Consider the following 24,602-nt stretch of genomic DNA (forward strand, 5'->3'; position numbering starts at 1 on the left):
GCGGGCTCTTTTGTTTTTACAAACCCAGCGCGGTTCCCACCAGTAGCCAGATATTGAGCGCGACCACTAACACCACAATCATCCAGCCAATGTATTTGACCCAGGCGGTGTTAACCAAATCCCCCATCAATGTGCCGTTGCTGGTAAAGAGCAGTAGCGGCACCAGCGCAAGGGCAATCCCGAAACTGAGCAACACCTGGCTCATCACCAGAATACGGGTCGGATCCAGCCCCATCAGAATCACAATAAATGATGGCATCATGGTGACAGTACGGCGTACCCATAATGGGATATGAAAGCGGATGAATCCCTGCATCACCACCTGCCCCGCCAGCGTGCCGACCACAGTAGAAGACAGTCCTGCTGCCACCAGGCTTAAACCAAACACCGTCGCCGCCGCATGGCTCAACAGCGGTTCAAGGGTCAGGTACGCTTGATCGAGATCGGCGATACCGGTATGCCCGCTAAAATGAAATGCGGCGGCAGCTGTCGCCATCATCGCCAGATTGACAAATCCGGCAATCGTCATGGCGATAGCCACATCCCATTTGGTGGCCGTATAGCGCTGTTGGCGCGTTCCGCCGTGCAGATGCTGGGTTAAGGAAGAGTGCAGATAAATGACGTGCGGCATGATGGTCGCGCCAAGTACGCCTGCGGCCAGGAACACAGCCTCCGAATTCGGCAGGCTGGGAATAATCATCCCCTTGCTAAGCTGCGCGAAGTTCGGTTGGGAAAAGATCAGTTCCACAATGTAAGCCGCAGCCACAAACAGCAGCAGGCCGCCAATAACTTTTTCCAGCGGCTTTTGCCCGCGGCGCTGCAGCATCAAAATTAAAAACGTCGCGATGCCGGTAAGCACGGCCCCCTGCAATAACGAAACGCCCAGGATCAGTTTGAAACCAATCGCAGCGCCAATAAACTCAGCAAGGTCGGTCGCCATGGCGATAATTTCAGCCTGCACCCAGTAAAACCACACCACCGGGCGAGGATAATGATCGCGAATTTGCTCCGCCAGGTTTTTACCGGTGGCAATACCCAGTTTTGCCGACAGCACCTGAATCAGCATCGCCATCAGGTTTGCCCAGACCACCACCCACAGCAATTTATAACCAAAGCTGGCCCCTGCCTGGATATTGGTGGCAAAGTTACCTGGATCGATATAACCGATCGCCGCGATGAACGCAGGTCCCATTAATGCGAGCTTCAACTTGCGCGCTGCCCGTCCACTGCTACTCTCAACGCGATCGTTCGTCATTTTAGTGCCCCAGAAACATAGCCTTTGCTATGTTTCAAGCTACGCCCATTGAGAATGATTATCAAATTCATTTTAATGGGTGAAGTTGATTTCTCTGATAGCGATTGTCTATGGATCGATAAAGATTCTGGAAATACCGATGAGATGTTTAATTATTGTTATTAGATTAGCACAATGACATAACTTTTCACTTCCCTACTCAACATAACAGAAGTGTATCGCCGATCACTAATTTTGAATCTCGTCACAGGTCCTTATTATAGTGTGTGTTTGATCTCGTTTTCTTTATGGTTGTTACATAGAATGTGCACGAAAACTAAACCTGCCTCATATTTGGAGCAAATATGGACCGCGTTCTTCATTTTGTCCTGGCCCTTGCCGTGGTTGCGGTACTCGCACTGCTGGTAAGCAGTGACCGTAAAAAAATCCGCATTCGTTATGTTATTCAACTGCTTGTTATTGAAGTGTTACTGGCATGGTTCTTCCTGAACTCTGATGTCGGTCTGGGCTTCGTGAGAGGCTTCTCCGAGATGTTTGAGAAACTGCTCGGATTCGCTAATGAAGGGACAAACTTTGTCTTCGGCAGCATGAACGACAAAGGCCTGGCATTCTTCTTCCTGAAAGTGCTTTGCCCGATCGTCTTCATTTCCGCGCTGATTGGTATTTTGCAGCATATCCGCGTTCTGCCAATTGTCATCCGCGCGATTGGTTTCCTGTTATCTAAAGTCAACGGTATGGGTAAGCTGGAATCCTTTAACGCCGTCAGCTCCCTGATCCTGGGTCAGTCCGAGAACTTTATCGCCTATAAAGATATTCTCGGCAAAATGTCCCGCAACCGTATGTACACCATGGCTGCAACAGCGATGTCGACGGTTTCCATGTCTATCGTCGGCGCGTATATGACCATGCTGGAGCCGAAGTACGTGGTTGCTGCGCTGGTTCTGAACATGTTCAGCACCTTTATCGTCTTGTCGCTGATCAACCCCTACACCGTTGATGCCAGCGAAGAAAACATTCAGATGTCTAACCTGCACGAAGGCCAGAGCTTCTTCGAAATGCTGGGTGAATACATCCTGGCAGGTTTCAAAGTGGCAATTATCGTTGCAGCCATGCTGATTGGTTTCATCGCGCTGATCGCCGCCCTGAACGCCCTGTTCGCTACCGTGACCGGTTGGTTTGGCTACAGCATCTCCTTCCAGGGCATCCTGGGCTACATCTTCTACCCGGTTGCATGGGTAATGGGTGTACCGTCCAGCGAAGCGTTGCAGGTGGGCAGTATCATGGCAACCAAACTGGTTTCTAACGAATTCGTCGCGATGATGGATCTGCAGAAAATCGCCTCTACGCTCTCTCCACGCGCTGAAGGCATCATCTCTGTGTTCCTGGTCTCCTTCGCTAACTTCTCTTCCATCGGGATTATCGCCGGCGCGATTAAAGGCCTGAACGAAGAACAAGGTAACGTGGTTTCCCGCTTTGGTCTGAAGCTGGTATACGGCTCTACGCTGGTGAGCGTACTGTCTGCATCCATCGCAGCACTGGTGCTGTAAGCCAAAGACAACATTGTCGTGTTAAGACCGGGGAGGTTTTTCTCCCCGGTTTTTTTATGCGTGTTATTCAGCAAACCAAAGAAATATAAGGTGAGAACTGGCAGGATGTAAAAACAAAAAACCCCCGCTTTTCAGCGAGGGTTTAAATTTTGGTGGAGCTAAGCGGGATCGAACCGCTGACCTCTTGCATGCCATGCAAGCGCTCTCCCAGCTGAGCTATAGCCCCACGATGCTTTTACGTACAGACCAAATTTATTGGGATTAAATTTGGTGGAGCTAAGCGGGATCGAACCGCTGACCTCTTGCATGCCATGCAAGCGCTCTCCCAGCTGAGCTATAGCCCCGTCACGTAAAGCTTGTCGAGTTGACGGGCGGCATCATATGAATTCCCTTCGCGTGTGTCAACGGCAAAATTAACTCATAGAATTCAATCGCTGAAAAAGCAGTCAAATGAAGAACATTGCGTAACAACTCGCATTCAGTAGTTAAACGCGTCACGGTTTCTACTAAAATGGTGCTATAAAATGAGCCACTAATTAACCCCACGACTACTCAGGGAATCGTTATGTTCAAGGAACGGATGACGCCAGAAGAGCTTGCTAATCTGACCGGATACAGCCGACAGACCATCAATAAATGGGTGCGCAAGGAAGGTTGGGCTACATCACCAAAACCAGGCGTTCAGGGCGGTAAAGCCCGTCTGGTTCACGTCACCGAACAAGTTCGTGAATACATTCGCAGCGCTGAACGTTCAGCCGAAGGTTTATCAGATAACTTATCGTTATCCGGTGATACTTCGATTGAGGCGCTGCTGATTAGACTCGCCAAAGAGATGACGCCATCAGAACAGAAAATGTTTACGTCATTGATCCTGCGTGAAGGCATTACGGGTTTATTACAACGCTTAGGGATCCGCGAAAACAAATAATATGAAAAAATTACGCAGCAAAATGACGACCGAAGAGCTGGCGGAATGTCTCGGGGTAGCCAAACAAACCGTCAATCGTTGGATCAGAGAGCAAAACTGGACCACCGAAAAATTTCCCGGCGTTAAAGGCGGTCGTGCAAGACTTATTCATATTGACTCCGGTGTCCGCACGTTTCTGCTCAACGTTCCCGCTTTTCGCAAAGCTCCTGAGTTTTATCAGGCTGAAGAACCGCTGGCAGAATACACCCATGTAGTGCGCAGCCATGCCTGTCGCCAGATAATCAGCGCACTGGACAATATGTCGCCAACGGAACAAGAAAAGCTGGCGATGTATATCTCGCGCGAAGGGATTCGTAATTTCCTTATCCGTCTGGGCATTGATGAGTCTGAATAGCGGGTAAAAAAACGGCAGGAGCGCATCCTGCCGTTGTGTCATCAATCAGCCAGAATTACTGCTGACTTTCACGCTCTGCAATAAACGCCAGTGCTTTGTTAATACGCTCAACGCTGCGGGATTTGCCAATCGCATGCACCGTGACGTCTAACGCCGGGGACTGACCCGCGCCGGTTACCGCGACGCGCAGCGGCATCCCAACTTTACCCATGCCCACTTCCAGCTCATCAGCGGTTGCCTGAATCGCGTGGTGGACGTTTTCTGCCGTCCATTCGGTAATGGCGGCCAGTTTGTCGCGAACCACTTCCAGCGGCTGACGCGCAACCGGACGCAGGTGTTTCTTCGCCGCGTCAGCGTCGAACTCAGCAAAGTCTTCATAGAAGTAGCGGCAGCTCTGCGCCATTTCTTTCAGCGTCTTGCAACGCTCGCCCAGCAGTTTCACCAGCTCAGAAAGTTGAGGCCCAACGCGAGTATCGATATTTTCCTGCTCAATGTGCCACTGCAGATGCGTTGCCACATATTCCGGTGCCAGCGCATTAATGTAGTGATGGTTCAGCCACTGCAATTTTTCAGTGTTGAACGCGCTCGCAGACTTGCTCACCGCACCGAGGGAGAACAGTTTAATCATCTCTTCACGGGTGAAGATTTCCTGATCGCCGCTGGACCAGCCCAGGCGCACCAGATAGTTCAGCAGCGCTTCCGGCAGATAGCCGTCATCGCGGTATTGCATCACGCTGACCGCGCCGTGACGTTTAGAGAGTTTTTTACCGTCGTCGCCGTTGATCATCGACACGTGCGCGTAAACCGGCACCGGCGCATTCAGCGCTTTCAGGATATTGATCTGACGCGGGGTGTTGTTGATATGGTCTTCGCCACGAATAACGTGAGTGATTTCCATATCCCAGTCATCGACAACCACGCAGAAGTTGTAGGTTGGGGAGCCGTCGGTACGGCGGATGATCAGATCGTCCAGCTCCTGGTTGCTGAATTCGATCGGCCCACGGATCTGATCGTCAAAAATAACGGAACCGTCCTGCGGGTTGGCAAAACGCACCACGCACGGTTCATCGGCGGCATGGTGCTCGTGACCGTGGCGGCAGCGGCCGTCGTAACGCGGCTTCTCACCGTTCGCCATCTGCTCTTCGCGCAGCGCATCCAGACGCTCTTTGGAGCAGTAGCACTTATATGCGGTGCCTGCTTCCAGCATTTCATCAATAACAGCGTTGTAGCGATCAAAACGTTTGGTCTGGAAGTACGGGCCTTCATCCCATTCCAGATTCAGCCAGTTCATACCATCCATAATGGCTTCAATAGCTTCCGGCGTGGAGCGTTCGAGATCGGTGTCTTCAATACGCAGCACAAACTCACCGCCATGGTTACGTGCAAAAAGCCAGGAATAAAGAGCAGTACGCGCACCGCCGACGTGCAGGTAACCTGTCGGGCTTGGCGCGAAGCGAGTTTTGATTTTCATGAAATGGCCTTACGTTTATAAAGATGCCGACAACCGGCAAATCCAGGGAAGATTATCAGGCTCGTATTCTATCACTGTGGTCTGATTCCTCAATGTTGATCGGGTTGGAACATCACGCTTTGCCATTTTCGTATACAAATCATGCTGCATGGATTGTTTTGCGATCGTTTTGTTTAAATTTACGACGAACGAACAATTTCTTTAGAAAATGCGTTGACTCATTTTCAACTCTCCCTATAATGCGACTCCACACAGCGGGGGTGATTAGCTCAGCTGGGAGAGCACCTCCCTTACAAGGAGGGGGTCGGCGGTTCGAACCCGTCATCACCCACCAACTACTTTATGTAGTCTCCGCCGTGTAAAAACAAGAAATTGAGAAGTGGGTGATTAGCTCAGCTGGGAGAGCACCTCCCTTACAAGGAGGGGGTCGGCGGTTCGATCCCGTCATCACCCACCACTTTCTCGCCAGCTGGATTTCTTGTTAAAATATGAAGTACCGAAGTGGGTGATTAGCTCAGCTGGGAGAGCACCTCCCTTACAAGGAGGGGGTCGGCGGTTCGATCCCGTCATCACCCACCACTTCGGGTCGTTAGCTCAGTTGGTAGAGCAGTTGACTTTTAATCAATTGGTCGCAGGTTCGAATCCTGCACGACCCACCAATGTAAAAAGGCGCCCTAAAGGCGCCTTTTTGCTATGCGCAAAATTCAACGATTCGAACCTGCAGCAGGTTCGGGTCGAACGTAGTGAGACAACGGAGCCGTTTACGGCGACGGCCCGAAGGGCGAGCGAAGCGAGTCATCCTGCACGACCCACCAATGTAAAAGAGGGCGCTGGCGGCGCCTTTTTGCTATCTGCGATATGGAAGATTCGAATCTGCTTGCCTGATGCGCTGCGCTTATCAGGCCTACAGACAACACCGCACGCGTAGGCCGGATAAGACGTTTAGTCGCCATCCGGCGCAGACATCATACCATCAACGCCGCCACCAGTTTCTCCAGCGCGGGCGTTGCCTGCTGCTGGTCATACACAATATACAAATCCGCCGGAATACGTTCCTCTAACGGACGGAACACCACACCCGGCCAGCTCATTTGCGCATAACTGTCTGCAATCAACGTAATTCCAACTCCCATACTGATCATCGCCAACACCGTTTGCGGCTCCTTCACCTCGCGAATAATCATTGGTGAAAATCCGGCGCTTAGGCAAACGCGCTGTAAAAATGCCCAGTCGGTATGAATGGACGGCATTGTGACAAAATATTCGTTCCGCAACGCTTCCAATGGTATCGCGGCAAGTTCAGTCAGTGGATGCTCTTCTGGCATTGCCACCAGGAAAGAGGATTCATGCAAACGCAGGCTGGTAAATCCAGGCGAAGGCTCAGTGGCCATCCGCCAAATTCCCGCATCCAGCTCACGTCGTTCCAGCATCGTCATCTGCATGGCTGGCATATTCTCGCGAAACAGCACCTCAACGTTAGGGTTATCTTTTAAAAAACGCCGCATCACTGGACGCATTTTTCCCCACATCGCCGTACCGATAACACCGAGTTCAATCCGCCCTGCGTCGCCGCGACCAATTTGCTCTACTCTCGCCAGCGCCTGATTCGCACTGGATAGCAATCGGCGCGACTCTTCCATCAAAATTTTTCCGGCATGTGTTAAGGCTACACTGCGGGAATGTCGGATAAACAGCAAAGTGCCGAGTTGTTGTTCCAGCTCTTTAATATGCGTACTGAGCGGCGGTTGCGACATATTCAGGCGAGCAGCAGCGCGTCCAAAATGCAGTTCTTCTGCGACAGCAAGAAAATAACGCAGTAACTTCAGATCGATACGGTGCGTGCGTTCCATGGATAATGCGCTCCTGAGGACAAAGGATAATGCGCAAAGTTACCACATTGCATCGCGGAAAATGAAACGGCGGGTATCAGTCCCCCGCCGCGAATGTCACGTTAATGCGCCAGCGATTTCTGCGCCAATTTTTCTGGCTCATGCTTGTATTTAAAGAACAATGCAAAGATAACCGCCAATGCCAGCGCATACGCGGCAAAGACTAACCAGATAGTCTGCCAGTCCTTAACGCCATCGACAGAGAAGTAATCTACCGCCATCCCGCTCAGGATTGAGCCAACCCAAGCGCCCACGCCATTGACCATCGTCATAAACAGCCCCTGCGCACTGGCGCGAATGTTAGAACTCACTTCCTGCTCTACAAACACCGATCCTGAAATATTGAAGAAATCAAACGCGCAACCATAGACAATCATCGACATCAGCAGCATCACAAAGCCGACCGGGGACGGATCGCCAAAGGCAAAAAAACCAAAGCGCAGCGTCCACGCCAGCATGCTCATCAGCATTACCGTTTTAATACCAAAGCGTTTGAGGAAGAACGGGATAGTCAGGATAAAGCCCACTTCCGCCATCTGTGAAATTGAAAGCAAGATAGAGGGATACTTCACCACAAAACTGTCGGCAAACTCAGGATTACGGGCAAAATCATGCAGGAACGGATTGCCAAAGACATTAGTAATTTGCAGTACCGCCCCCAGCATCATCGCAAACAAAAAGAAGATTGCCATACGTGGATTTTTAAACAAGACAAAAGCATCCAGCCCAAGCTTGCTGGCAAGCGTTGTGTTCGCTTTCTTCTCGGCAACCGGAATTTTCGGCAACGTCAGCGCATACAGAGCCAGCAGCAACGATGCGCCAGAAGCGATATACAGTTGCGCACTGCTCAGTTCCAGTCCCATCAGACTCACCGTCCACATGGCCACGATAAAGCCGATAGTGCCAAACACGCGAATGGGTGGAAAAGCGGTGACCGGGTCCTGGCCCGATTGCGCCAGACACGAGTAGGAAACACTGTTCGATAACGCAATCGTCGGCATATATGCCATCGCGTTAACCAACATCACCCAGAACATGGTCTGCGGATCGGTAACGGTAGTGGCATATAGCAGCACACCCGCGCAGACAAGATGGCAAAGCATGTAGGCGCGTTCGGCGCGTAGCCATTTATCGGCAATGATCCCCATTATGCCCGGCATGATAATCGCTGCCAGCCCTTTCGAACTGTAGACCATACCCACATTCGCGCCGGTAAAATCCAGGGTATTAATCATGTAAGACCCCAGGGTAACCAGCCAGCTCCCCCAGATGAAATATTGCAAAAACGACATGAGCTTTAAGCGAGATGCGATACCCATTTTTCCGTTCCTTGCCAAAAAAGTAAGACCCCGCAAGCGGGGTCAATTTTTAATTATTCAGGCCAGTTTGCGCAAAAAGCCGCAGATCAGATTGATAAAGTTCTGCCGGGAGAGTTCCGCTGCCGCCAGCGTCTGCGCGTGAGATAATTTCACATCGCCCAAACCTTCCGCCAGGTTAGTGATCGCTGCGACCGCAACCACTTTCAGACCGCAATGGCGGGCAGAGATAACTTCAGGCACCACCGACATCCCCACGACATCGCCACCAATGATTTGCATCATGCGAATTTCTGCCGCGGTTTCAAAGTTTGGTCCCGGATAAGAGACAAATACGCCTTCGCTCAGCGGGAAACCTTCTTCTGCGGCAACGGTTTGCAGGATTGCACGATAGTCAGCATCATAGGCATTCGCCAGCGAAAAGAATCGCTCGCCAAAACGCTCATCGTTAAGTCCCACCATCGGTGTACCTGGCATCGTATTGATGTGATCGCTAAGCGCAACCAGACTACCCGGCCCAACTTCAGGGCGGAGGGAGCCTGCGGCGTTGGTACAAAATAACAGTTCACAGCCCAGCAGCTTCAGTGTGCGAATGGCATCGGTCATCACCGTCATACCGCGCCCTTCATAGAAATGTCCACGCCCTTTCATACAGGCCACCGGAATACCTGCCAGATTTCCCAACACCAGTTCACCAGCATGACCGTGAACGGTGCTCACCGGGAACCCGGGAAGTTTCTCGTAAGAAATGGCCACCGCATCCTCAATTTGATCCGCCAACGCGCCCAGGCCTGAGCCAAGAATAAAAGCGACGCGTGGAGTGAAATCCGGCTTATAGCCACGAATAATATCGGCGCTGTACCAGGGATTTTGCGAGAAAAGAGAGTGGCTCATGAGATATCCTTAATACTGAGTAATCGAAAATAACGTCGCGTACCACACTGTTATAGCGGGACTACGCAATCGATTACCAATACCGTTTATCCCGACAAGCGATAGTAAATCGGTATCGATGAGGTACGCTAAACTGGTTTGAATTCACATTATTTTTCTGCCAGAAATGGCATGGGGCGGTTTATATCTTATACAGCGGATCGCTTGCGCGACCAGCAGTTAACTCACTGGCCTGCATGCGCACCACGTCCCACAACGCCTGAGCCGCGGTAGATAAAGAACGGTTTTTACGTCGCGCCAGCATCAATTGTCGTTCAACCACCGGCGTCAGACGCTTAACCTGTAAATGGCTACCCTGCGGTAAGGGGAGCGCCAGCGCGGGCAGTACGCTGATACCAATGCCCGCCTCTACCATCGGAAACAACGTGGCCGGGTGACCAATCTCCTGAACAATATTGGCATCAATCGAAAAGTGGGCCAGCGCCGCATCGATCAGCGGTCGACTGCCGGAAGCGTAATCCTGTAGCACCAGACGCTCATGATAGAGATCCTGCCAGTTGACCCATTCCCGCTGGGCTAACGGATGATCCTGCCGACACAGCAACAGGAAAGGTTCGGACAGTACGGCTTCACACTGCAGATCGGTCACAGCACCAGGATCAATCACAATGCCAAAATCGACTTCTCCCTGGCGAATGCTTTCCAGCACCCACTGCTGTGGCCTGTCATGCAGCACAAAATCGATCGCAGGATAAAGCTGATTACTCTGGGCAATACACTGTGGAATCAGGTGTGCGGAGATCGTCTGGCTGGCGGCAACGCGCACCGTTCCGGTTAACTGCGTCCCCACCTGGCCTGCTTCACGCAGGGTGCTGTGCAGTTCATCCAGAATACGCTCCAGTCGCGCCGCCAACTGATGCCCGGCTTCTGTCAGTACCACTTCTCGTGTTGTTCTATCTAATAACCGGACGCCCGTCTGCCCTTCCAGCTCTTTAACGCTATGGCTGACCGCCGACTGGCTTAAGCCAATGATATCCCCTGCCCGGCTAAAACTTTTAGCCTGAGCGACGGTAACAAAGATACGGAGCTGACGCAGAGAGTAATTCATCTATTCGATTCATATATGGATGCAATAAATCAATTTTATTTCTCAAACGGAAAAACGCAAAATGTTCCTACCGAATTTCAGGAGCTTTTATGAAACTATTTCGTATTCTTGATCCGTTCACGATAACGCTAATTACCGTCGTTTTACTGGCTTCCTTTTTCCCGGCCGAGGGCGGTTTTGTCCCTTTTTTTGAAGGCTTAACCACCGCCGCCATTGCCCTGCTGTTTTTTATGCACGGGGCAAAGCTGTCGCGTGAGGCCATTATTGCCGGCGGTAGCCATTGGCGTTTGCATCTGTGGGTCATGTGCAGCACTTTCGTCGTCTTCCCGGTATTGGGTGTTCTGTTCGCATGGTGGGCACCGGTTAATGTTGACCCGATGCTGTATACCGGTTTCCTGTATCTGTGTATTTTGCCGGCCACGGTGCAGTCGGCCATCGCCTTTACATCGCTGGCGGGAGGTAACGTCGCCGCCGCCGTGTGCTCCGCTTCGGCCTCCAGCCTGCTGGGTATTTTCCTTTCACCGCTGCTGGTAGGCCTGGTGATGAATATGCACGGCGCGGAAGGCAGCCTGGAGCAGGTGGGGAAAATTATGCTGCAACTGCTGCTGCCGTTCGTGTTGGGACATCTTTCACGTCCATGGATTGGTAACTGGGTATCACGACATAAAAAGTGGATCGCCAAAACAGACCAATCCTCCATTTTACTGGTGGTGTACTCTGCCTTTAGCGAAGCCGTGGTTAACGGGATCTGGCACAAAGTGGGAATCGGCTCACTGCTGTTTATCTGCGTGGTCAGCATCGTTCTGCTGGCCATTGTGATTGGCATAAACGTCTTTGTTGCCCGGAAATGCGGCTTCAATAAAGCCGATGAAATCACCATTGTCTTCTGCGGTTCGAAAAAGAGCCTGGCGAATGGGATCCCAATGGCAAATATTCTGTTTCCGACTTCGGTGATTGGCATGATGGTGCTGCCTTTGATGATCTTCCATCAAATTCAGCTGATGGTCTGCGCCGTGATGGCCCGTCGCTACAAGCAACAGACGGACGCATTGCAGGCGCAGCAGAAAAGCCGCGCCGCAAAGGCTTAAAGCGGGCGTTTCAGGGGCTGCACCAACTGCGTCAGCCCCTCAGTTTTAATCAGCAGCGTGATTTGCATCAGCTCGCCCAGTTTACCCGCCGGGAATTCATCCTTACGGGCAAACCACAGCAGATACTCTTCCGGGACATCAATCAGCCGACGCCCCTTATATTTGCCAAAGGGCATCACGGTGTTGGCGATTTCAACCAGCTGCTCTTTTTCCATCTCAGGCACCCAGTAAGCGGATCATTTCAGCTTCATCAATCACGGTAATACCCAGTTCCTGTGCTTTTGCCAGTTTCGAACCCGCCGCTTCGCCGGCAATCACCAGATCGGTTTTCTTCGACACGCTACCGGCCACTTTTGCGCCCAGTTCGGTTAATCGTGCTTTGGCGTCATCACGCGACATCAGGCTCAGGCTTCCGGTCAGCACCACCGTTTTGCCCGCGAACGGGCTGTCGATTTCCTCAGCGTTGACAACCACCGGCGCGGGCCAGCGAATGCCCTGCGCCAGCAACTGGCCTATCACCTCGCGGTTGCTCTCTTCGGCAAAGAAATTAAACACGTGCGTCGCCACCACAATGCCAACATCCGGCACTTTTTGCAGCTCTTCAACAGAGGCCGCTTCCAGCGCATCCAGAGTGCCGAAATACGCCGCCAGACCTGCGGCAGTGGCCTCGCCGACTTCACGAATGCCCAGCGCGTAGAGGAAACGGGCAAACGTCGTTTCTTTCGCTTTTTCCAGCGCATTCACCACGTTTTGCGCCGACTTTGGCCCCATTCGATCGAGTCCGGTGAGCTTGCCTGCCGTCAGGGTGAAGAGATCTGCTGGCGTATGGACATACTCTTTCTCCACCAGTTGATCGATAATTTTGTCGCCCATACCGTCAACATCGAGCGCGCGGCGGGAAACAAAGTGTTTCAACGATTCCTTACGCTGGGCGCCGCAAATCAGGCCGCCGGTACAGCGAGCGACCGCTTCGCCTTCCACACGTTCAACATCAGACCCACACACCGGACAGTGCTGTGGAAACACGATTTCACGCGTCTCTTCCGGACGCTCGGAAAGCACCACGTTGACCACCTGCGGGATTACATCGCCCGCCCGGCGAATAACAACTTTATCGCCAATACGCAACCCCAGACGATCGATTTCATCGGCATTATGCAGAGTGGCGTTACTGACCAGAACCCCGGCAACCTGAACCGGTTCAAGGCGAGCAACGGGCGTAATCGCCCCGGTACGTCCGACCTGAAACTCAACATCGCGAACAAAGGTCATCTGCTCCTGCGCCGGAAACTTAAAGGCCACCGCCCAGCGCGGCGCGCGAGCGACAAAGCCCAGTTGCTCCTGCAACGCCATGGAGTTGACTTTAATCACCACGCCGTCAATATCGAAGCCCAACGTCGGTCGGTCTTCTTCAACCTTGTGATAGTAAGCGAGTACTTCCTCCGGCGAGTCACACAGCGCTACCCTGTCGCTTACCGGCAGTCCCCACTCTTTAAATTGCAGCAGACGGCCGAGGTGAGTATCAGGCAGCGCGCCGCCTTCCAGCACACCAACGCCATAGCAGAAGAAAGTAAGCGGTCGCTTCGCCGTGATACGGGGATCAAGCTGGCGTAATGACCCGGCGGCGGCGTTGCGCGGATTAGCAAATACTTTATTGCCGGTGCGGCGGGCTTCTTCATTAATTTTTTCAAATCCAGCCTGTGGCAGGAACACTTCCCCGCGCACTTCCAGACGCGTGGGAATATTATCGCCACGCAGTTTTAACGGGATCGCGCGGATAGTGCGCACGTTAGAGGTAATATCCTCCCCCGTGGTGCCATCACCGCGCGTTGCGGCGCTGACCAGCACGCCGTTTTCATACAGGATACTGACCGCCAGGCCGTCCAGTTTCAGTTCACAGCACCAGGTCAGCTTATCGGTGCTCTTCAGTCGGTCCTGCACGCGCTTGTTGAAGGCGAGAAAACTCTCCTCATCAAACACGTTATCCAGCGACAGCATCGGCACTTCATGGCGAATCTGGCTGAACGCCGACAACGGCGCGGCGCCAACGCGTTGGGTTGGCGAGTCGGGGGTAACAAGGTCCGGATGCTGCGCTTCCAGCTCGCGCAGTTCTCGCATCAGGCGATCATATTCCGCATCGGGAATTTCCGGCGCGTCCATCACATGGTAGAGATACTCATGATGGCGAAGCGTGGTTCGCAGTTCTGTCAGTTGTTGTTCGATTGATTCCATATCGCACCATCAATGATAAAAAACCCCCGACAGGCGGGGGTTTAGCAAGGAAATGTCACGCCAGAAGAAAATCAGGCGTGAGATTCTTTAACTTCGCGGATGCGGTCCTGATATTCGCGCAGTTTCTGCGGCGTCATCATACGACGTTGATCGTCGAGCACCACACCGCCAACTTCATCAGCAATGTGCTGCGCGGACTGCAGCATCAGCTTAAAGTTTTGCAGCTCGTCCCCATAGGACGGAACCTGCATAAAAATAGTCACGCCAGGCGTGCTGAAGTCGCCCGTCATCTCCGGGTCAAAGGTACCAGGATTAACCATGTTGGCAAGACTGAACAGCGACGGACCGCTGCCATCCGGGCTCAGGTGACGATGGAAAATATTCATATCGCCAAATTTAAAACCGGCTTGCTGAATGCTGTTGAGCAGCACATCACCGTTGAGCTCGCTGCCATGGTGAGCCGCGACGTTCATAATAATGACCGCTTCTTTACGCTGCGGTTTTTCGGCAACAGGCGCTTCTTCAACGACCGGCTCAGGCTGCGGTTGGTGTTCAACGACAGGCTCTGCTGGCTGGAAGGTCTGCGGCGCAGGTTGCGGAGCCTGCTGCACGGGCTGCTGAACCTGCGGAGCAACGGGCTGATGCTGTACCGGCTGTTGCACCGGTTGCGGCTGAACAGGCTGATGTTGCACAGGCTGCTGCGGTTGAACAGGCTGAGGCGGCTGCTGAACATGCGGCGGCGGTACCGGCGCTTGTGCAGGCTGCTGCGCGGTTTGACGCGGCTGAGCAGACGCATAAGGCGGCTGGTACTGGTGTTGCGGCGACTGAGGAGGAACACCATGTTCCTGCGCGTTACCGGGAGCATGATTCACACGATGAACGCGAACTTCGCCCACGCCTTCGTCTTCCTCGGCGTTGTCGTCGAACGAATCCTCGTCTTCACGTTTAGACTTCATGCGTTTCAGTGGGCGATCGCGGAATATAGAAGACCGCTCTTTACGGCTAGTCCAAAAACCATGTACCAGTAAAGCGATTATGGCGATCGCGCCAACAATGATTAATATCAGACGCAAATCCTGCATCATTATATTCTCTGTTGTTCTAACACCTTGCCACCACGGCAAACATTTACTCACTAAGAGTATTTGTCGATTACGCCAAGTGCAAGTGCACTCTTGGCTTTCACGGCATAAAGATGAACAAAATTGTGCTTTTTGCTGTTTTTTCGAACATTTCCGAACAGCTTAACGCTCAACAACCCGGTAAGATACGCTAGGTTTACCAGAGCTTATATAACAAGGAGTATGTCCTGACCATGGTTTCATCATCTGCAGTTGTACCTCGCAGCGGCCTTTATTACTTTTCTCAGGGATGGAAGCTCATCTCCCAACCGGGCATTCGTCGTTTTGTTATTCTGCCTTTACTGGTGAATATCCTATTGATGGGCGGCGCATTCTGGTGGTTATTTAGCCAACTCGATAGCTGGATCCCTGCGCTGATGAGCCACGTACCTGACTGGCTTCAATGGCTCAGCTATTTGCTGTGGCCGATCGTTACCATTTCCGTACTGTTAGTGTTCGGCTACCTGTTCTCCACTGTCGCCAACTGGATTGCTGCACCGTTTAACGGTTTGTTAGCGGAGCAACTTGAAGCGCGCTTAACGGGCGCAACGCCACCCGACACTGGCGTTCTCGGCATCATGAAAGACGTTCCTCGCATTATGAAACGTGAATGGCAAAAGCTGGCGTGGTATCTCCCGCGCGCCTTCGTGTTGCTGATCCTCTATTTCATTCCGGGCATTGGACAGACCGTCGCCCCGGTGCTGTGGTTCCTGTTCAGCGCGTGGATGCTGGCCATTCAGTACTGTGATTATCCGTTTGATAACCACAAGGTGCCTTTTAAGGAGATGCGCGTCGCGCTGCGCACGCGTAAGGTGACCAATATGCAGTTTGGCGCGTTGACCAGTCTGTTCACCATGATCCCGGTACTCAATCTGTTCATTATGCCGGTTGCGGTTTGTGGCGCCACGGCGATGTGGGTAGACTGCTATCGTGCTAAGCATGCGTTATGGAAGTAATGCAAAAATGTGTAAAAGCGGGCTGGCTTATGTCCGCTCTTATTCCATACTGCAAGGCATTATTTCCCATCAGCATATAGATATGCGATTTCCTTACTTCCCCATACTTTCTCAACAGGTATGCTGAAGCGGTATCCCAATTTCATACAGTTAAGGACAGGCCATGAGTAAGATTTTTGAAGACAACTCGCTGACTATCGGTCATACGCCGCTGGTTCGACTGAACCGTATCGGTAACGGACGCATTCTGGCGAAGGTGGAATCACGTAACCCGAGCTTTAGCGTCAAATGCCGTATCGGTGCCAATATGATTTGGGATGCCGAAAAACGTGGGGTACTGAAACCGGGCGTTGAGTTGGTAGAACCGACCAGCGGCAATACCGGCATCGCGCTGGCCTACGTTGCCGCCGCTCGTGGTTACAAACTGACGTTAACCATGCCGGAAACCATGAGCATTGAGCGCCGCAAGCTGTTAAAAGCGCTGGGCGCGAATCTGGTGCTGACCGAAGGCGCAAAAGGGATGAAAGGCGCGATCCAAAAAGCGGAAGAAATTGTGGCCAGCGATCCGGAAAAATTCCTGCTGCTGCAGCAGTTCAGCAACCCGGCCAACCCGGAAATCCACGAAAAAACCACCGGGCCGGAAATCTGGGAAGATACCGATGGCCAGGTTGATGTCTTTATTTCCGGCGTCGGCACCGGCGGTACGCTGACTGGCGTGACCCGTTACATTAAAGGCACCAAAGGTAAAACGGACCTGATCACCGTCGCGGTAGAACCGACCGACTCCCCTGTCATCACTCAGGCCCTGGCGGGTGAAGAACTCAAACCCGGTCCGCATAAAATTCAGGGTATCGGCGCAGGCTTCATTCCAGGAAACCTTGATCTGAAGCTTATCGATAAAGTCGTTACCATCACCAATGATGAAGCTATCTCTACCGCACGTCGCCTGATGGAAGAAGAAGGTATTCTGGCGGGTATCTCTTCCGGTGCTGCGGTTGCTGCCGCGCTCAAGCTCCAGGAAGATGAAACCTTTACCAATAAGAATATAGTGGTTATTCTACCGTCATCGGGTGAGCGTTATCTGAGCACTGCACTGTTTGCCGATCTCTTCACTGAGAAAGAACTGCAACAGTAATGCCAGCATGTTAAAAACGCGTAAAAAAGCACCCTTTTGGGTGCTTTTTTGTGGCCTGCTTCAAAGTTTCAACTCTCCTGGCATTGATTCAACCCGCCGGAACTGGTATTTAACCAAGCTAATTATTTTGATGCGCGAAATTAATCGTTACAGGAAAAGCGCTAGCTGAATCGATTTTATGATTTGGTTCAACTCTTCCTTTCGCTGCATAATGTTTAATGACGAACGAAACGTCAGCGGCAAGAAGTTGCCAACAACGGATTGTACCGAACTCCTTTTGTGTCGCGTCCAGTTTACGCCGATGCTAACAATACAGGCTAAAGTTGAACCGCCAGGCTAGACTTTAGTTCCACAACACTAAACCTATAAGTTGGGGAAATATAATGTTCCAGCAAGAAGTTACCATTACCGCTCCGAACGGTCTGCATACTCGCCCTGCTGCTCAGTTTGTTAAAGAAGCAAAAGGTTTTACTTCTGAAATTACTGTGACTTCCAACGGCAAAAGCGCTAGCGCCAAAAGCCTGTTTAAACTGCAGACTCTGGGCCTGACTCAGGGTACCGTTGTCACCCTGTCCGCAGAAGGTGAAGACGAGCAGAAAGCAGTTGAGCATCTGGTAAAACTGATGGCTGAACTCGAGTAAGTTCAACGAGTTCTTTTAAATATCAGTCACAAGTAAGGTAGGGTTATGATTTCAGGCATTTTAGCATCCCCGGGTATCGCTTTCGGCAAAGCATTGCTGCTGAAAGAAGACGAAATCGTCATTGACCGGAAAAAAATTTCTGCCGACAAGGTTGATCAGGAAGTTGAACGTTTTCTGAGCGGTCGTGCCAAGGCATCTGCGCAACTGGAAGCGATCAAAACCAAAGCTGGTGAAACGTTCGGTGAAGAAAAAGAAGCCATCTTTGAAGGGCATATCATGCTGCTCGAAGATGAGGAGCTGGAGCAGGAAATCATAGCCCTGATTAAAGATAAGCACATGACGGCTGATGCAGCTGCGCATGAAGTTATCGAAGGTCAGGCCACAGCCCTGGAAGAGCTGGATGATGAATACCTGAAAGAACGTGCGGCTGACGTACGTGACATCGGTAAACGCCTGCTGCGTAACATTCTGGGTATGGCGATCATCGACCTGAGCGCGATTCAGGAAGAAGTTATCCTGGTTGCCGCAGACCTGACCCCGTCAGAAACCGCACAGCTGAACCTGAACAAGGTGCTGGGTTTCATCACTGACGCGGGGGGACGTACTTCCCACACCTCCATCATGGCGCGTTCTCTGGAACTGCCTGCCATCGTCGGTACGGGTAGCGTCACCTCTCAGGTGAAAAACGACGATTATCTGATTCTGGATGCCGTAAACAACCAGGTTTACGTCAATCCGACCAACGACGTTATCGAGCAACTGCGTGCCGTTCAGGAGCAGGTAGCGACCGAGAAAGCGGAACTCGCAAAACTGAAAGATCTGCCGGCGATCACGCTGGACGGACATCAGGTTGAAGTTTGCGCCAACATCGGTACCGTGCGTGACGTTGAAGGCGCTGAGCGTAACGGCGCTGAAGGTGTTGGTCTGTACCGCACCGAATTCCTGTTCATGGACCGTGAATCGCTGCCGACTGAAGAAGAACAGTTCGCTGCGTATAAAGCCGTGGCTGAAGCCTGTGGCTCTCAGGCGGTCATCGTCCGTACCATGGACATCGGCGGCGATAAAGAGCTGCCGTACATGAACTTCCCGAAAGAAGAGAACCCGTTCCTGGGCTGGCGCGCCGTACGTATCGCCATGGATCGTAAAGAGATCCTGCGTGACCAGGTTCGCGCTATCCTGCGTGCCTCTGCTTTCGGCAAACTGCGCATCATGTTCCCGATGATCATCTCTGTTGAAGAAGTGCGTGCGCTGCGCAAAGAGATTGAAATCTACAAACAGGAACTGCGCGACGAAGGTAAAGCTTTTGACGAAAGCATTGAGATTGGCGTGATGGTGGAAACACCGGCTGCGGCAACAATTGCGCGTCATTTAGCCAAAGAAGTTGATTTCTTTAGTATCGGCACCAATGATTTAACGCAGTACACCCTGGCAGTTGACCGTGGTAATGATATGATTTCACACCTTTACCAACCGATGTCGCCATCTGTGCTGACGCTGATCAAGCAAGTTATTGATGCTTCTCATGCTGAAGGCAAATGGACTGGCATGTGTGGTGAGCTTGCAGGCGACGAACGTGCTACACTTCTGTTGCTGGGGATGGGTCTGGACGAATTCTCTATGAGCGCCATTTCTATCCCGCGCATTAAGAAGATTATCCGTAACACGAACTTCGAAGATGCGAAGGTGTTAGCAGAGCAGGCTCTTGCTCAACCGACAACGGACGAGTTAATGACGCTGGTTAACAAGTTCATTGAAGAAAAAACAATCTGCTAATCCACGAGATGCGGCCCAATTTACTGCTTAGGAGAAGATCATGGGTTTGTTCGATAAACTGAAATCTCTGGTTTCTGATGATAAGAAAGACACCGGAACTATTGAGATTGTTGCTCCGCTCTCTGGCGAGATCGTCAACATCGAAGACGTGCCGGATGTAGTTTTTGCTGAAAAAATCGTTGGTGATGGCATCGCTATCAAACCAACCGGTAATAAAATGGTCGCCCCTGTTGATGGCACCATCGGCAAAATCTTTGAAACCAACCACGCTTTCTCTATCGAATCCGACAGCGGCATTGAGCTGTTTGTTCACTTCGGTATTGATACCGTTGAACTGAAAGGCGAAGGCTTCAAGCGTATCGCTGAAGAAGGTCAGCGCGTTAAAGTGGGCGACCCGGTTATTGAATTCGATCTGCCGCTGCTGGAAGAAAAAGCCAAGTCGACCCTGACTCCGGTTGTTATCTCCAACATGGACGAAATCAAAGAGCTGATCAAACTGTCCGGTAGCGTGACCGTGGGTGAAACTCCGGTTATCCGCATCAAGAAGTAATTCTTGCCGCAGAGAAGAATGGCGCCAGATGGCGCCATTTTTTTATCTAACGGATGGCGGCGTTAAATTTGTGAGGTCATCGGCCGATAACACGCCTCGCGCATCAGGATTTTCATCCCTTCCGGTCCGCTTTCCAGCATCCGCCTTTCGGAATCAGACACCAGCAGTTCACAATCATACCCACCCGCAATACCAAACATCGCCCGCGCTACACAAATGTCTTCCAGCGCCTCTGTGCCGCTGGTATCAAAATGCCCGACTAAACGTCCATGCTGACGAACCACCAGCCGATAACTTTTCATCGCGCCTCCCCTGCCGGTGGCAGAATTAATTCATCACAACCGCACTGATGCGTCCAGCTCATGACGTCCAGCACGCGCTGCGCGGCATCGTATGCTGCCGTAGTCAGCGCTTTCCCCAGCACAATGCCGCTCACCAGTTCAGCACAGAACAGATCGCCGGTGCCTTTTAAATCCGTCTTCACCCGCGGGTGAGCGAACACCTCAACCGTTTCAGCCGCCACTACCGCCACATTAATATTCTCTTCGCTATCGCCCGGCGCGCTGGTGATCACCACCCATTTCAGCGTGTCGCTAAGCAGAAATTTTGCCGCTGCGATTGCTTCATCAAGCGTACGACACGGCTTTCCGCTCAGCATTTGCAGCTCGAATACGTTCGGCGTCAGCCCCTGCGCCAGCGGCAGCAGGTGCTGACGATAAGCCTCCGGGATTTCTGCTTTAACATACATACCGCTATCCGTATCGCCAATCACGGGGTCAACCAAAATGCACAGGTCCGGATGCGAGGCCCGAACGGTTTCCAGCCATTGTGCCAGCAAGGCGATTTGCTCCGCGCTGCCCATGTATCCTGTCGTCACCGCCTTTAGCTCGCGTAAGGCATCACGTTCGCTTAAGGCGCGCAGATAGCCGCTAAACCAGTCGGGCGGAATAACGCCGCCGTAAAAAGTTTCATAATGCGGGGTGTTACTGAACAGTACCGTGGGTACTGCCGTCACGCGTAATCCCTGCGCTTTAATGGCCGGCACAGCGATGCTGTTGCCTACGCTGCCATATACCACCTGTGACTGGACGGCGACGATATCGGTCTGTAATGCCCGATGTTTGTCGTCGAAGAGCACTGACTGAATATCACTCTCCTGCTCCATTAATTTCTCCTCTCGCTGGACAGCGCGCTTACGCCTCATTATTATCGTCATATGCTAAAATTCATTTTGTCATAGGTCAATAATGATCGACGGAAAAACCGCTAACGAAATTTTTGACAGTATCCGTCAACATGTCGCTACAGGCACGCTGGTAGCGGGAGAAACGTTGCCGCCAGTGCGGGAACTGGCAACGGAATTAAACGTGAACCGCAATACTGTCGCGGCGGCTTACAAACGTCTTGTCACCTCCGGGTTGGCACAGAGTCTGGGACGCAACGGCACCGTGATTAAGGGGATTACTGCCCCCGTTGCGCTGGAAGGTGGGAACCCTGATACCCCACTAATCGATCTTTCCGGCGGTAACCCAGCCCCCTCACGACTTCCTGACCTGAGTAGTTATTTCGCGAAGATAAATAAGAATCCACGCTTGTACGGCGATGCCGCTGTATCACCTGGACTTAAGGTATGGGCATCACAATGGATGCAAAATGCCATGCCCGGCGAAGGTGAAATTGATATCACCAGCGGCGCCATTGACGCTATCGAGCGGCTGCTGTGCGCCCATTTGCTGCCCGGCGATAGCGTGGTTGTAGAAGACCCGTGCTTTTTAAGCAGCATCAACATGCTGCGTTATGCCGGATTCTCCGCCAGTCCAGCCAACGTTGATCGCGAAGGCATGGTACCGGACCAACTGGAACTCGCACTACAGAAAGGCGCGCGGGCGGTGATTCTGACGCCGCGCGCGCATAACCCCACAGGATGCAGTCTGAGCGCATCCCGCGCGGCGCAATTGCAGGAAGTCCTGGCCCGCTATCCGCAGACGCTGGTGATTGTCGACGACCACTTTGCGCTGCTGTCCGCTTGCCGCTGGTATCCGGTGATTGCGCAGGAAACCACACACTGGGCGATTGTCCGTTCGATGTCGAAAACTTTAGGCCCGGATTTACGCCTGGCTATCGTCGCCAGCGATCCCGTCACTTCCGGGAAACTGCGTTTACGGCTCAACTCCGGTAGTCAGTGGGTCAGCCATCTGCTGCAGGATTTAGCCTGCGCCTGCCTGAGTGACGAGACATATCAACACACGCTGGCGCAAACGCAGCAGTTTTACGCCATCCAGCAGCAAAAGCTGAATTCCGCTCTGCGCCAATATGGTATTGAACTGCCCGTCGGGGATGGTCTGAATCTGTGGTTACCGCTGGCAGATCACAGTCAGGCGATCGCTTTTGCGCTGGCAAAGTCCGGCTGGCTGGTACGCGAAGGCGAAGTGTTCGGCGTCAATACGCCTGCACATGGTTTACGCATTACGCTGTCAACATTAGAAGACAGCGACATTGATAAGCTGGCGGCTGATATTCATCAGGCGCTCAAGCGCTAACAGGAGAGAAAAAGTGCGAGTTCATTTTGTTATTCATGAGTCTTTTGAATCTGCTGGCGCGTACCTGCCGTGGGCCGAATCGCGCGGCTATACCATCACCTGGTCACGCGTATACGCTGGAGAAACGGTTCCCGCCAATGCCGATGGTTTCGATATGCTCGTCGTCTTTGGCGGCCCGCAGTCGCCCCGCACCACGCAGGCAGAGTGCCCATACTTTGACGCTCAGGCCGAGCAGCATCTGATCAACCAGGCGATTACGGCACGAAAAATCGTGGTGGGGATCTGTTTGGGCTCGCAGTTAATTGGCGAAGCGCTGGGCGCGAAGGTGTGTCAAAGCCCGGAAAAAGAGATTGGCCACTATCCAATCACCCTTACCGAATCAGGCCAACAGCACCCGTTATTCAGCCATTTCGGCTCACCGCTTATCGTCGGCCACTGGCACAACGACATGCCAGGGTTAACCGACCAGGCGATAATTCTGGCCGCAAGCGAGGGCTGCCCGCGACAAATCGTGCAATACGGTAATTTCGTCTATGGTTTCCAGTGCCATATGGAGTTCACAGCTGACGCGATTGAAGGATTAATTCAGCACTCAAAGCAAGAGCTGGCCGAAGCTGAAGGGAAACGCTTCATCCGCCCGGTTGAAGAGATGCGCGCCTGGGACTACCAGCAGATGAATGAGAAGCTGTGGCAATTCCTGGATAAGCTGGTGCAAAAACGTAACGATTAATCATCCCTGGCCGGATAAAACATTATCCGGCCATCGTGCCAGGCAGTTACCTGATGGCGCTGCGCTTATCAGGCCAACAAGTTAAATTCCCAGCCCCTGATTAAAGTGCTCTTCACCAAAGACGCCGGTCGAAAGGTAGCGATCGCCGCGATCGCAGATGATCGCCACAACTACCGCGCCGGGCGAGGCACGTGCGACGCGTAACGCGCCCGCGACCGCGCCGCCAGAGCTGACACCGCAGAAAATTCCTTCACGCACGGCCAGTTCACGCATGGTGTTTTCGGCATCATTCTGATGAATATCCAGCACCTCATCCACCAGCGAGGCGTTAAAAATGCCCGGCATATATTCCGCAGGCCAGCGGCGAATTCCCGGAATACTGCTGCCCTCTTCCGGCTGCAGGCCAACGATAGTGACCGCTTTTTCCTGCTCACGCAGAAAACGCGACACGCCGGTAATGGTACCGGTCGTCCCCATACTGGAGACAAAATGCGTGATGCGACCTGACGTCTGCTGCCAGATTTCGGGTCCGGTGGTGGTGTAGTGCGCATACGGGTTATCGGGATTATTAAACTGATCGAGCAGTTTACCTTCTCCGCGCTCAGACATAGCGAGGGCTAAATCGCGCGCTCCCTCCATCCCCTGCTCTTTAGTGACCAGAATCAGCTCCGCGCCATAGGCACGCATTGCCGCCCGGCGTTCCTGGCTCATGTTGTCCGGCATCAGCAGCTTCATGCGGTAGCCCTTCAGCGCGGCGATCATCGCCAGCGCGATGCCAGTATTGCCGCTGGTGGCCTCAATCAATACGTCACCCGGCTTAATTTCCCCACGCTTTTCCGCTTCAACAATCATCGACAGCGCCGCCCGGTCTTTCACCGAACCCGCAGGATTATTCCCTTCCAGCTTGACCCAAATTTCGCTGCCGTTATCCGGCGCCAGGCGTTGTAATTTCACCAGAGGCGTATTGCCAATTGTTTGTTCTAATGTGTTCACGTTTTCAGCTCGTAAAAAAGCCCGGTAAGCGTAGCGCCACC

General features: G+C 52.5%; 24 protein-coding genes, 6 tRNA genes and 1 other RNA gene. 16 read left to right on the forward strand and 15 right to left on the reverse strand.

Going from position 1 to position 24,602, the window contains the following annotated elements:
• Positions 1–16: 16 nt before the first annotated feature.
• Together OGV69_RS21840 and OGV69_RS25400 are read right to left on the reverse strand one after the other, a co-directional pair.
• Positions 17–1,255 (reverse strand): Nramp family divalent metal transporter, encoded by a 1,239-nt coding sequence (locus tag OGV69_RS21840; RefSeq protein WP_069324507.1) that lies wholly within the window; start codon positions 1,253–1,255, stop codon positions 17–19.
• Complete coding sequence (locus OGV69_RS25400; protein ID WP_419866972.1) at positions 1,252–1,326, reverse strand: hypothetical protein; 75 nt, start codon at positions 1,324–1,326, stop codon at positions 1,252–1,254. Before OGV69_RS25400 ends, OGV69_RS21840 begins: the two co-directional genes overlap by 4 nt.
• Before the next feature lie 273 nt (positions 1,327–1,599).
• Here OGV69_RS25400 and nupC point away from each other — a divergent pair, with 273 nt between their 5' ends.
• On the forward strand, positions 1,600–2,802 hold the full coding sequence (gene nupC, locus OGV69_RS21845) for a nucleoside permease NupC (RefSeq protein WP_038642445.1): 1,203 nt from the start codon (positions 1,600–1,602) through the stop codon (positions 2,800–2,802).
• A 150-nt stretch (positions 2,803–2,952) separates the two neighbouring features.
• Here the strand turns inward: nupC and OGV69_RS21850 are convergent.
• Both OGV69_RS21850 and OGV69_RS21855 read right to left on the reverse strand, forming a co-directional pair.
• A tRNA-Ala gene (locus OGV69_RS21850) sits at positions 2,953–3,028 on the reverse strand.
• Between the two features lie 42 nt (positions 3,029–3,070).
• A tRNA-Ala gene (locus OGV69_RS21855) sits at positions 3,071–3,146 on the reverse strand.
• Positions 3,147–3,367: 221 nt separating this feature from the next.
• Between OGV69_RS21855 and OGV69_RS21860 the strand changes: the two genes are divergently transcribed.
• Both OGV69_RS21860 and OGV69_RS21865 read left to right on the forward strand, forming a co-directional pair.
• Positions 3,368–3,730, forward strand: coding sequence for a YfeC-like transcriptional regulator (locus OGV69_RS21860; RefSeq protein WP_006683575.1), 363 nt, complete (start codon positions 3,368–3,370; stop codon positions 3,728–3,730).
• A gap of 1 nt (position 3,731) precedes the next feature.
• Positions 3,732–4,124 carry a MerR family transcriptional regulator gene (locus tag OGV69_RS21865; protein ID WP_038642449.1) on the forward strand — a complete coding sequence of 131 codons (393 nt, stop codon included), beginning with the start codon at positions 3,732–3,734 and terminating at the stop codon, positions 4,122–4,124.
• Positions 4,125–4,179: 55 nt separating this feature from the next.
• Here OGV69_RS21865 and gltX read toward each other — a convergent pair whose 3' ends face one another.
• Positions 4,180–5,595 (reverse strand): glutamate--tRNA ligase, encoded by a 1,416-nt coding sequence (gene gltX / locus OGV69_RS21870; protein WP_038642458.1) that lies wholly within the window; start codon positions 5,593–5,595, stop codon positions 4,180–4,182.
• Positions 5,596–5,853: 258 nt separating this feature from the next.
• Between gltX and OGV69_RS21875 the strand changes: the two genes are divergently transcribed.
• From OGV69_RS21875 to OGV69_RS21895, 5 genes are all read left to right on the forward strand, one after another.
• A tRNA-Val gene (locus OGV69_RS21875) sits at positions 5,854–5,929 on the forward strand.
• A gap of 47 nt (positions 5,930–5,976) precedes the next feature.
• Positions 5,977–6,052: transfer RNA gene (locus OGV69_RS21880), tRNA-Val, on the forward strand.
• Between the two features lie 46 nt (positions 6,053–6,098).
• Positions 6,099–6,174: transfer RNA gene (locus OGV69_RS21885), tRNA-Val, on the forward strand.
• A 4-nt stretch (positions 6,175–6,178) separates the two neighbouring features.
• A tRNA-Lys gene (locus tag OGV69_RS21890) sits at positions 6,179–6,254 on the forward strand.
• A 22-nt stretch (positions 6,255–6,276) separates the two neighbouring features.
• A non-coding RNA gene (locus OGV69_RS21895) (RtT sRNA) lies at positions 6,277–6,410 on the forward strand.
• Between the two features lie 150 nt (positions 6,411–6,560).
• On the opposite strand, the gene OGV69_RS21900 is transcribed toward OGV69_RS21895, so the two are convergent.
• The 4 genes from OGV69_RS21900 to OGV69_RS21915 all read right to left on the reverse strand — a co-directional run bounded on the left by OGV69_RS21900 (position 6,561) and on the right by OGV69_RS21915 (position 10,802).
• Entirely contained in the window at positions 6,561–7,445 is an 885-nt protein-coding gene (locus tag OGV69_RS21900) for a LysR family transcriptional regulator (protein ID WP_069324506.1), read from the reverse strand.
• Positions 7,446–7,546: 101 nt separating this feature from the next.
• Positions 7,547–8,803: a nucleoside permease gene (locus OGV69_RS21905; RefSeq protein WP_227409072.1), complete on the reverse strand. Its 1,257-nt coding sequence runs from the start codon at positions 8,801–8,803 to the stop codon at positions 7,547–7,549.
• A 57-nt stretch (positions 8,804–8,860) separates the two neighbouring features.
• On the reverse strand, positions 8,861–9,694 hold the full coding sequence (xapA, locus tag OGV69_RS21910) for a xanthosine phosphorylase (protein ID WP_038642464.1): 834 nt from the start codon (positions 9,692–9,694) through the stop codon (positions 8,861–8,863).
• Between the two features lie 181 nt (positions 9,695–9,875).
• Positions 9,876–10,802: a LysR family transcriptional regulator gene (locus OGV69_RS21915; protein WP_069324504.1), complete on the reverse strand. Its 927-nt coding sequence runs from the start codon at positions 10,800–10,802 to the stop codon at positions 9,876–9,878.
• 89 nt (positions 10,803–10,891) lie between these two features.
• Here OGV69_RS21915 and OGV69_RS21920 point away from each other — a divergent pair, with 89 nt between their 5' ends.
• Complete coding sequence (locus tag OGV69_RS21920; protein WP_038642468.1) at positions 10,892–11,890, forward strand: bile acid:sodium symporter family protein; 999 nt, start codon at positions 10,892–10,894, stop codon at positions 11,888–11,890.
• On the opposite strand, the gene OGV69_RS21925 is transcribed toward OGV69_RS21920, so the two are convergent.
• The 3 genes from OGV69_RS21925 to zipA all read right to left on the reverse strand — a co-directional run bounded on the left by OGV69_RS21925 (position 11,887) and on the right by zipA (position 15,207).
• Complete coding sequence (locus OGV69_RS21925) at positions 11,887–12,105, reverse strand: DUF3820 family protein (protein WP_032944144.1); 219 nt, start codon at positions 12,103–12,105, stop codon at positions 11,887–11,889. The two genes, OGV69_RS21920 and OGV69_RS21925, sit on opposite strands and share 4 nt — an antisense overlap.
• Before the next feature lies 1 nt (position 12,106).
• Positions 12,107–14,122, reverse strand: a complete 2,016-nt coding sequence (gene ligA, locus OGV69_RS21930) for an NAD-dependent DNA ligase LigA (RefSeq protein ID WP_069324503.1) — start codon at positions 14,120–14,122, stop codon at positions 12,107–12,109.
• 71 nt (positions 14,123–14,193) lie between these two features.
• Entirely contained in the window at positions 14,194–15,207 is a 1,014-nt protein-coding gene (zipA, locus tag OGV69_RS21935) for a cell division protein ZipA (protein WP_069324502.1), read from the reverse strand.
• Between the two features lie 230 nt (positions 15,208–15,437).
• On the opposite strand from zipA, the gene cysZ reads away from it, so the two are divergent.
• From cysZ to crr, 5 genes are all read left to right on the forward strand, one after another.
• Positions 15,438–16,199, forward strand: a complete 762-nt coding sequence (cysZ, locus tag OGV69_RS21940) for a sulfate transporter CysZ (RefSeq protein ID WP_069324501.1) — start codon at positions 15,438–15,440, stop codon at positions 16,197–16,199.
• Positions 16,200–16,362: 163 nt separating this feature from the next.
• A complete protein-coding gene (gene cysK / locus OGV69_RS21945) occupies positions 16,363–17,334 on the forward strand; it encodes a cysteine synthase A (RefSeq protein ID WP_038642476.1) in 972 nt (323 codons plus the stop codon).
• Positions 17,335–17,717: 383 nt separating this feature from the next.
• A complete protein-coding gene (gene ptsH, locus OGV69_RS21950; protein WP_002913505.1) occupies positions 17,718–17,975 on the forward strand; it encodes a phosphocarrier protein Hpr in 258 nt (85 codons plus the stop codon).
• A gap of 45 nt (positions 17,976–18,020) precedes the next feature.
• Entirely contained in the window at positions 18,021–19,748 is a 1,728-nt protein-coding gene (gene ptsI / locus OGV69_RS21955; RefSeq protein WP_069324500.1) for a phosphoenolpyruvate-protein phosphotransferase PtsI, read from the forward strand.
• 40 nt (positions 19,749–19,788) lie between these two features.
• Entirely contained in the window at positions 19,789–20,298 is a 510-nt protein-coding gene (crr, locus tag OGV69_RS21960; RefSeq protein WP_000522253.1) for a PTS glucose transporter subunit IIA, read from the forward strand.
• Positions 20,299–20,360: 62 nt separating this feature from the next.
• Here the strand turns inward: crr and OGV69_RS21965 are convergent, their stop codons facing one another.
• Both OGV69_RS21965 and pdxK read right to left on the reverse strand, forming a co-directional pair.
• Positions 20,361–20,600, reverse strand: a complete 240-nt coding sequence (locus OGV69_RS21965; RefSeq protein WP_038642483.1) for a hypothetical protein — start codon at positions 20,598–20,600, stop codon at positions 20,361–20,363.
• Positions 20,597–21,463, reverse strand: coding sequence for a pyridoxine/pyridoxal/pyridoxamine kinase (pdxK, locus tag OGV69_RS21970; protein WP_069324499.1), 867 nt, complete (start codon positions 21,461–21,463; stop codon positions 20,597–20,599). The genes OGV69_RS21965 and pdxK overlap by 4 nt, the downstream gene beginning before the upstream one ends.
• A gap of 82 nt (positions 21,464–21,545) precedes the next feature.
• Here pdxK and ptsJ point away from each other — a divergent pair, with 82 nt between their 5' ends.
• Both ptsJ and OGV69_RS21980 read left to right on the forward strand, forming a co-directional pair.
• The gene (gene ptsJ / locus OGV69_RS21975; protein WP_069324498.1) at positions 21,546–22,838 is read left to right on the forward strand and encodes a MocR-like B6 salvage transcription factor PtsJ; all 1,293 of its coding nucleotides are present in this window, start codon (positions 21,546–21,548) and stop codon (positions 22,836–22,838) included.
• A 13-nt stretch (positions 22,839–22,851) separates the two neighbouring features.
• Positions 22,852–23,568, forward strand: coding sequence for a type 1 glutamine amidotransferase (locus OGV69_RS21980; RefSeq protein ID WP_069324497.1), 717 nt, complete (start codon positions 22,852–22,854; stop codon positions 23,566–23,568).
• Between the two features lie 81 nt (positions 23,569–23,649).
• Here the strand turns inward: OGV69_RS21980 and cysM are convergent, their stop codons facing one another.
• The gene (gene cysM / locus OGV69_RS21985) at positions 23,650–24,561 is read right to left on the reverse strand and encodes a cysteine synthase CysM (RefSeq protein WP_069324496.1); all 912 of its coding nucleotides are present in this window, start codon (positions 24,559–24,561) and stop codon (positions 23,650–23,652) included.
• Positions 24,562–24,602 lie beyond the last annotated feature (41 nt).

It is taken from the genome of Citrobacter sp. Cc139 (assembly GCF_030334645.1).
Taxonomy (GTDB): domain Bacteria; phylum Pseudomonadota; class Gammaproteobacteria; order Enterobacterales; family Enterobacteriaceae; genus Citrobacter; species Citrobacter werkmanii.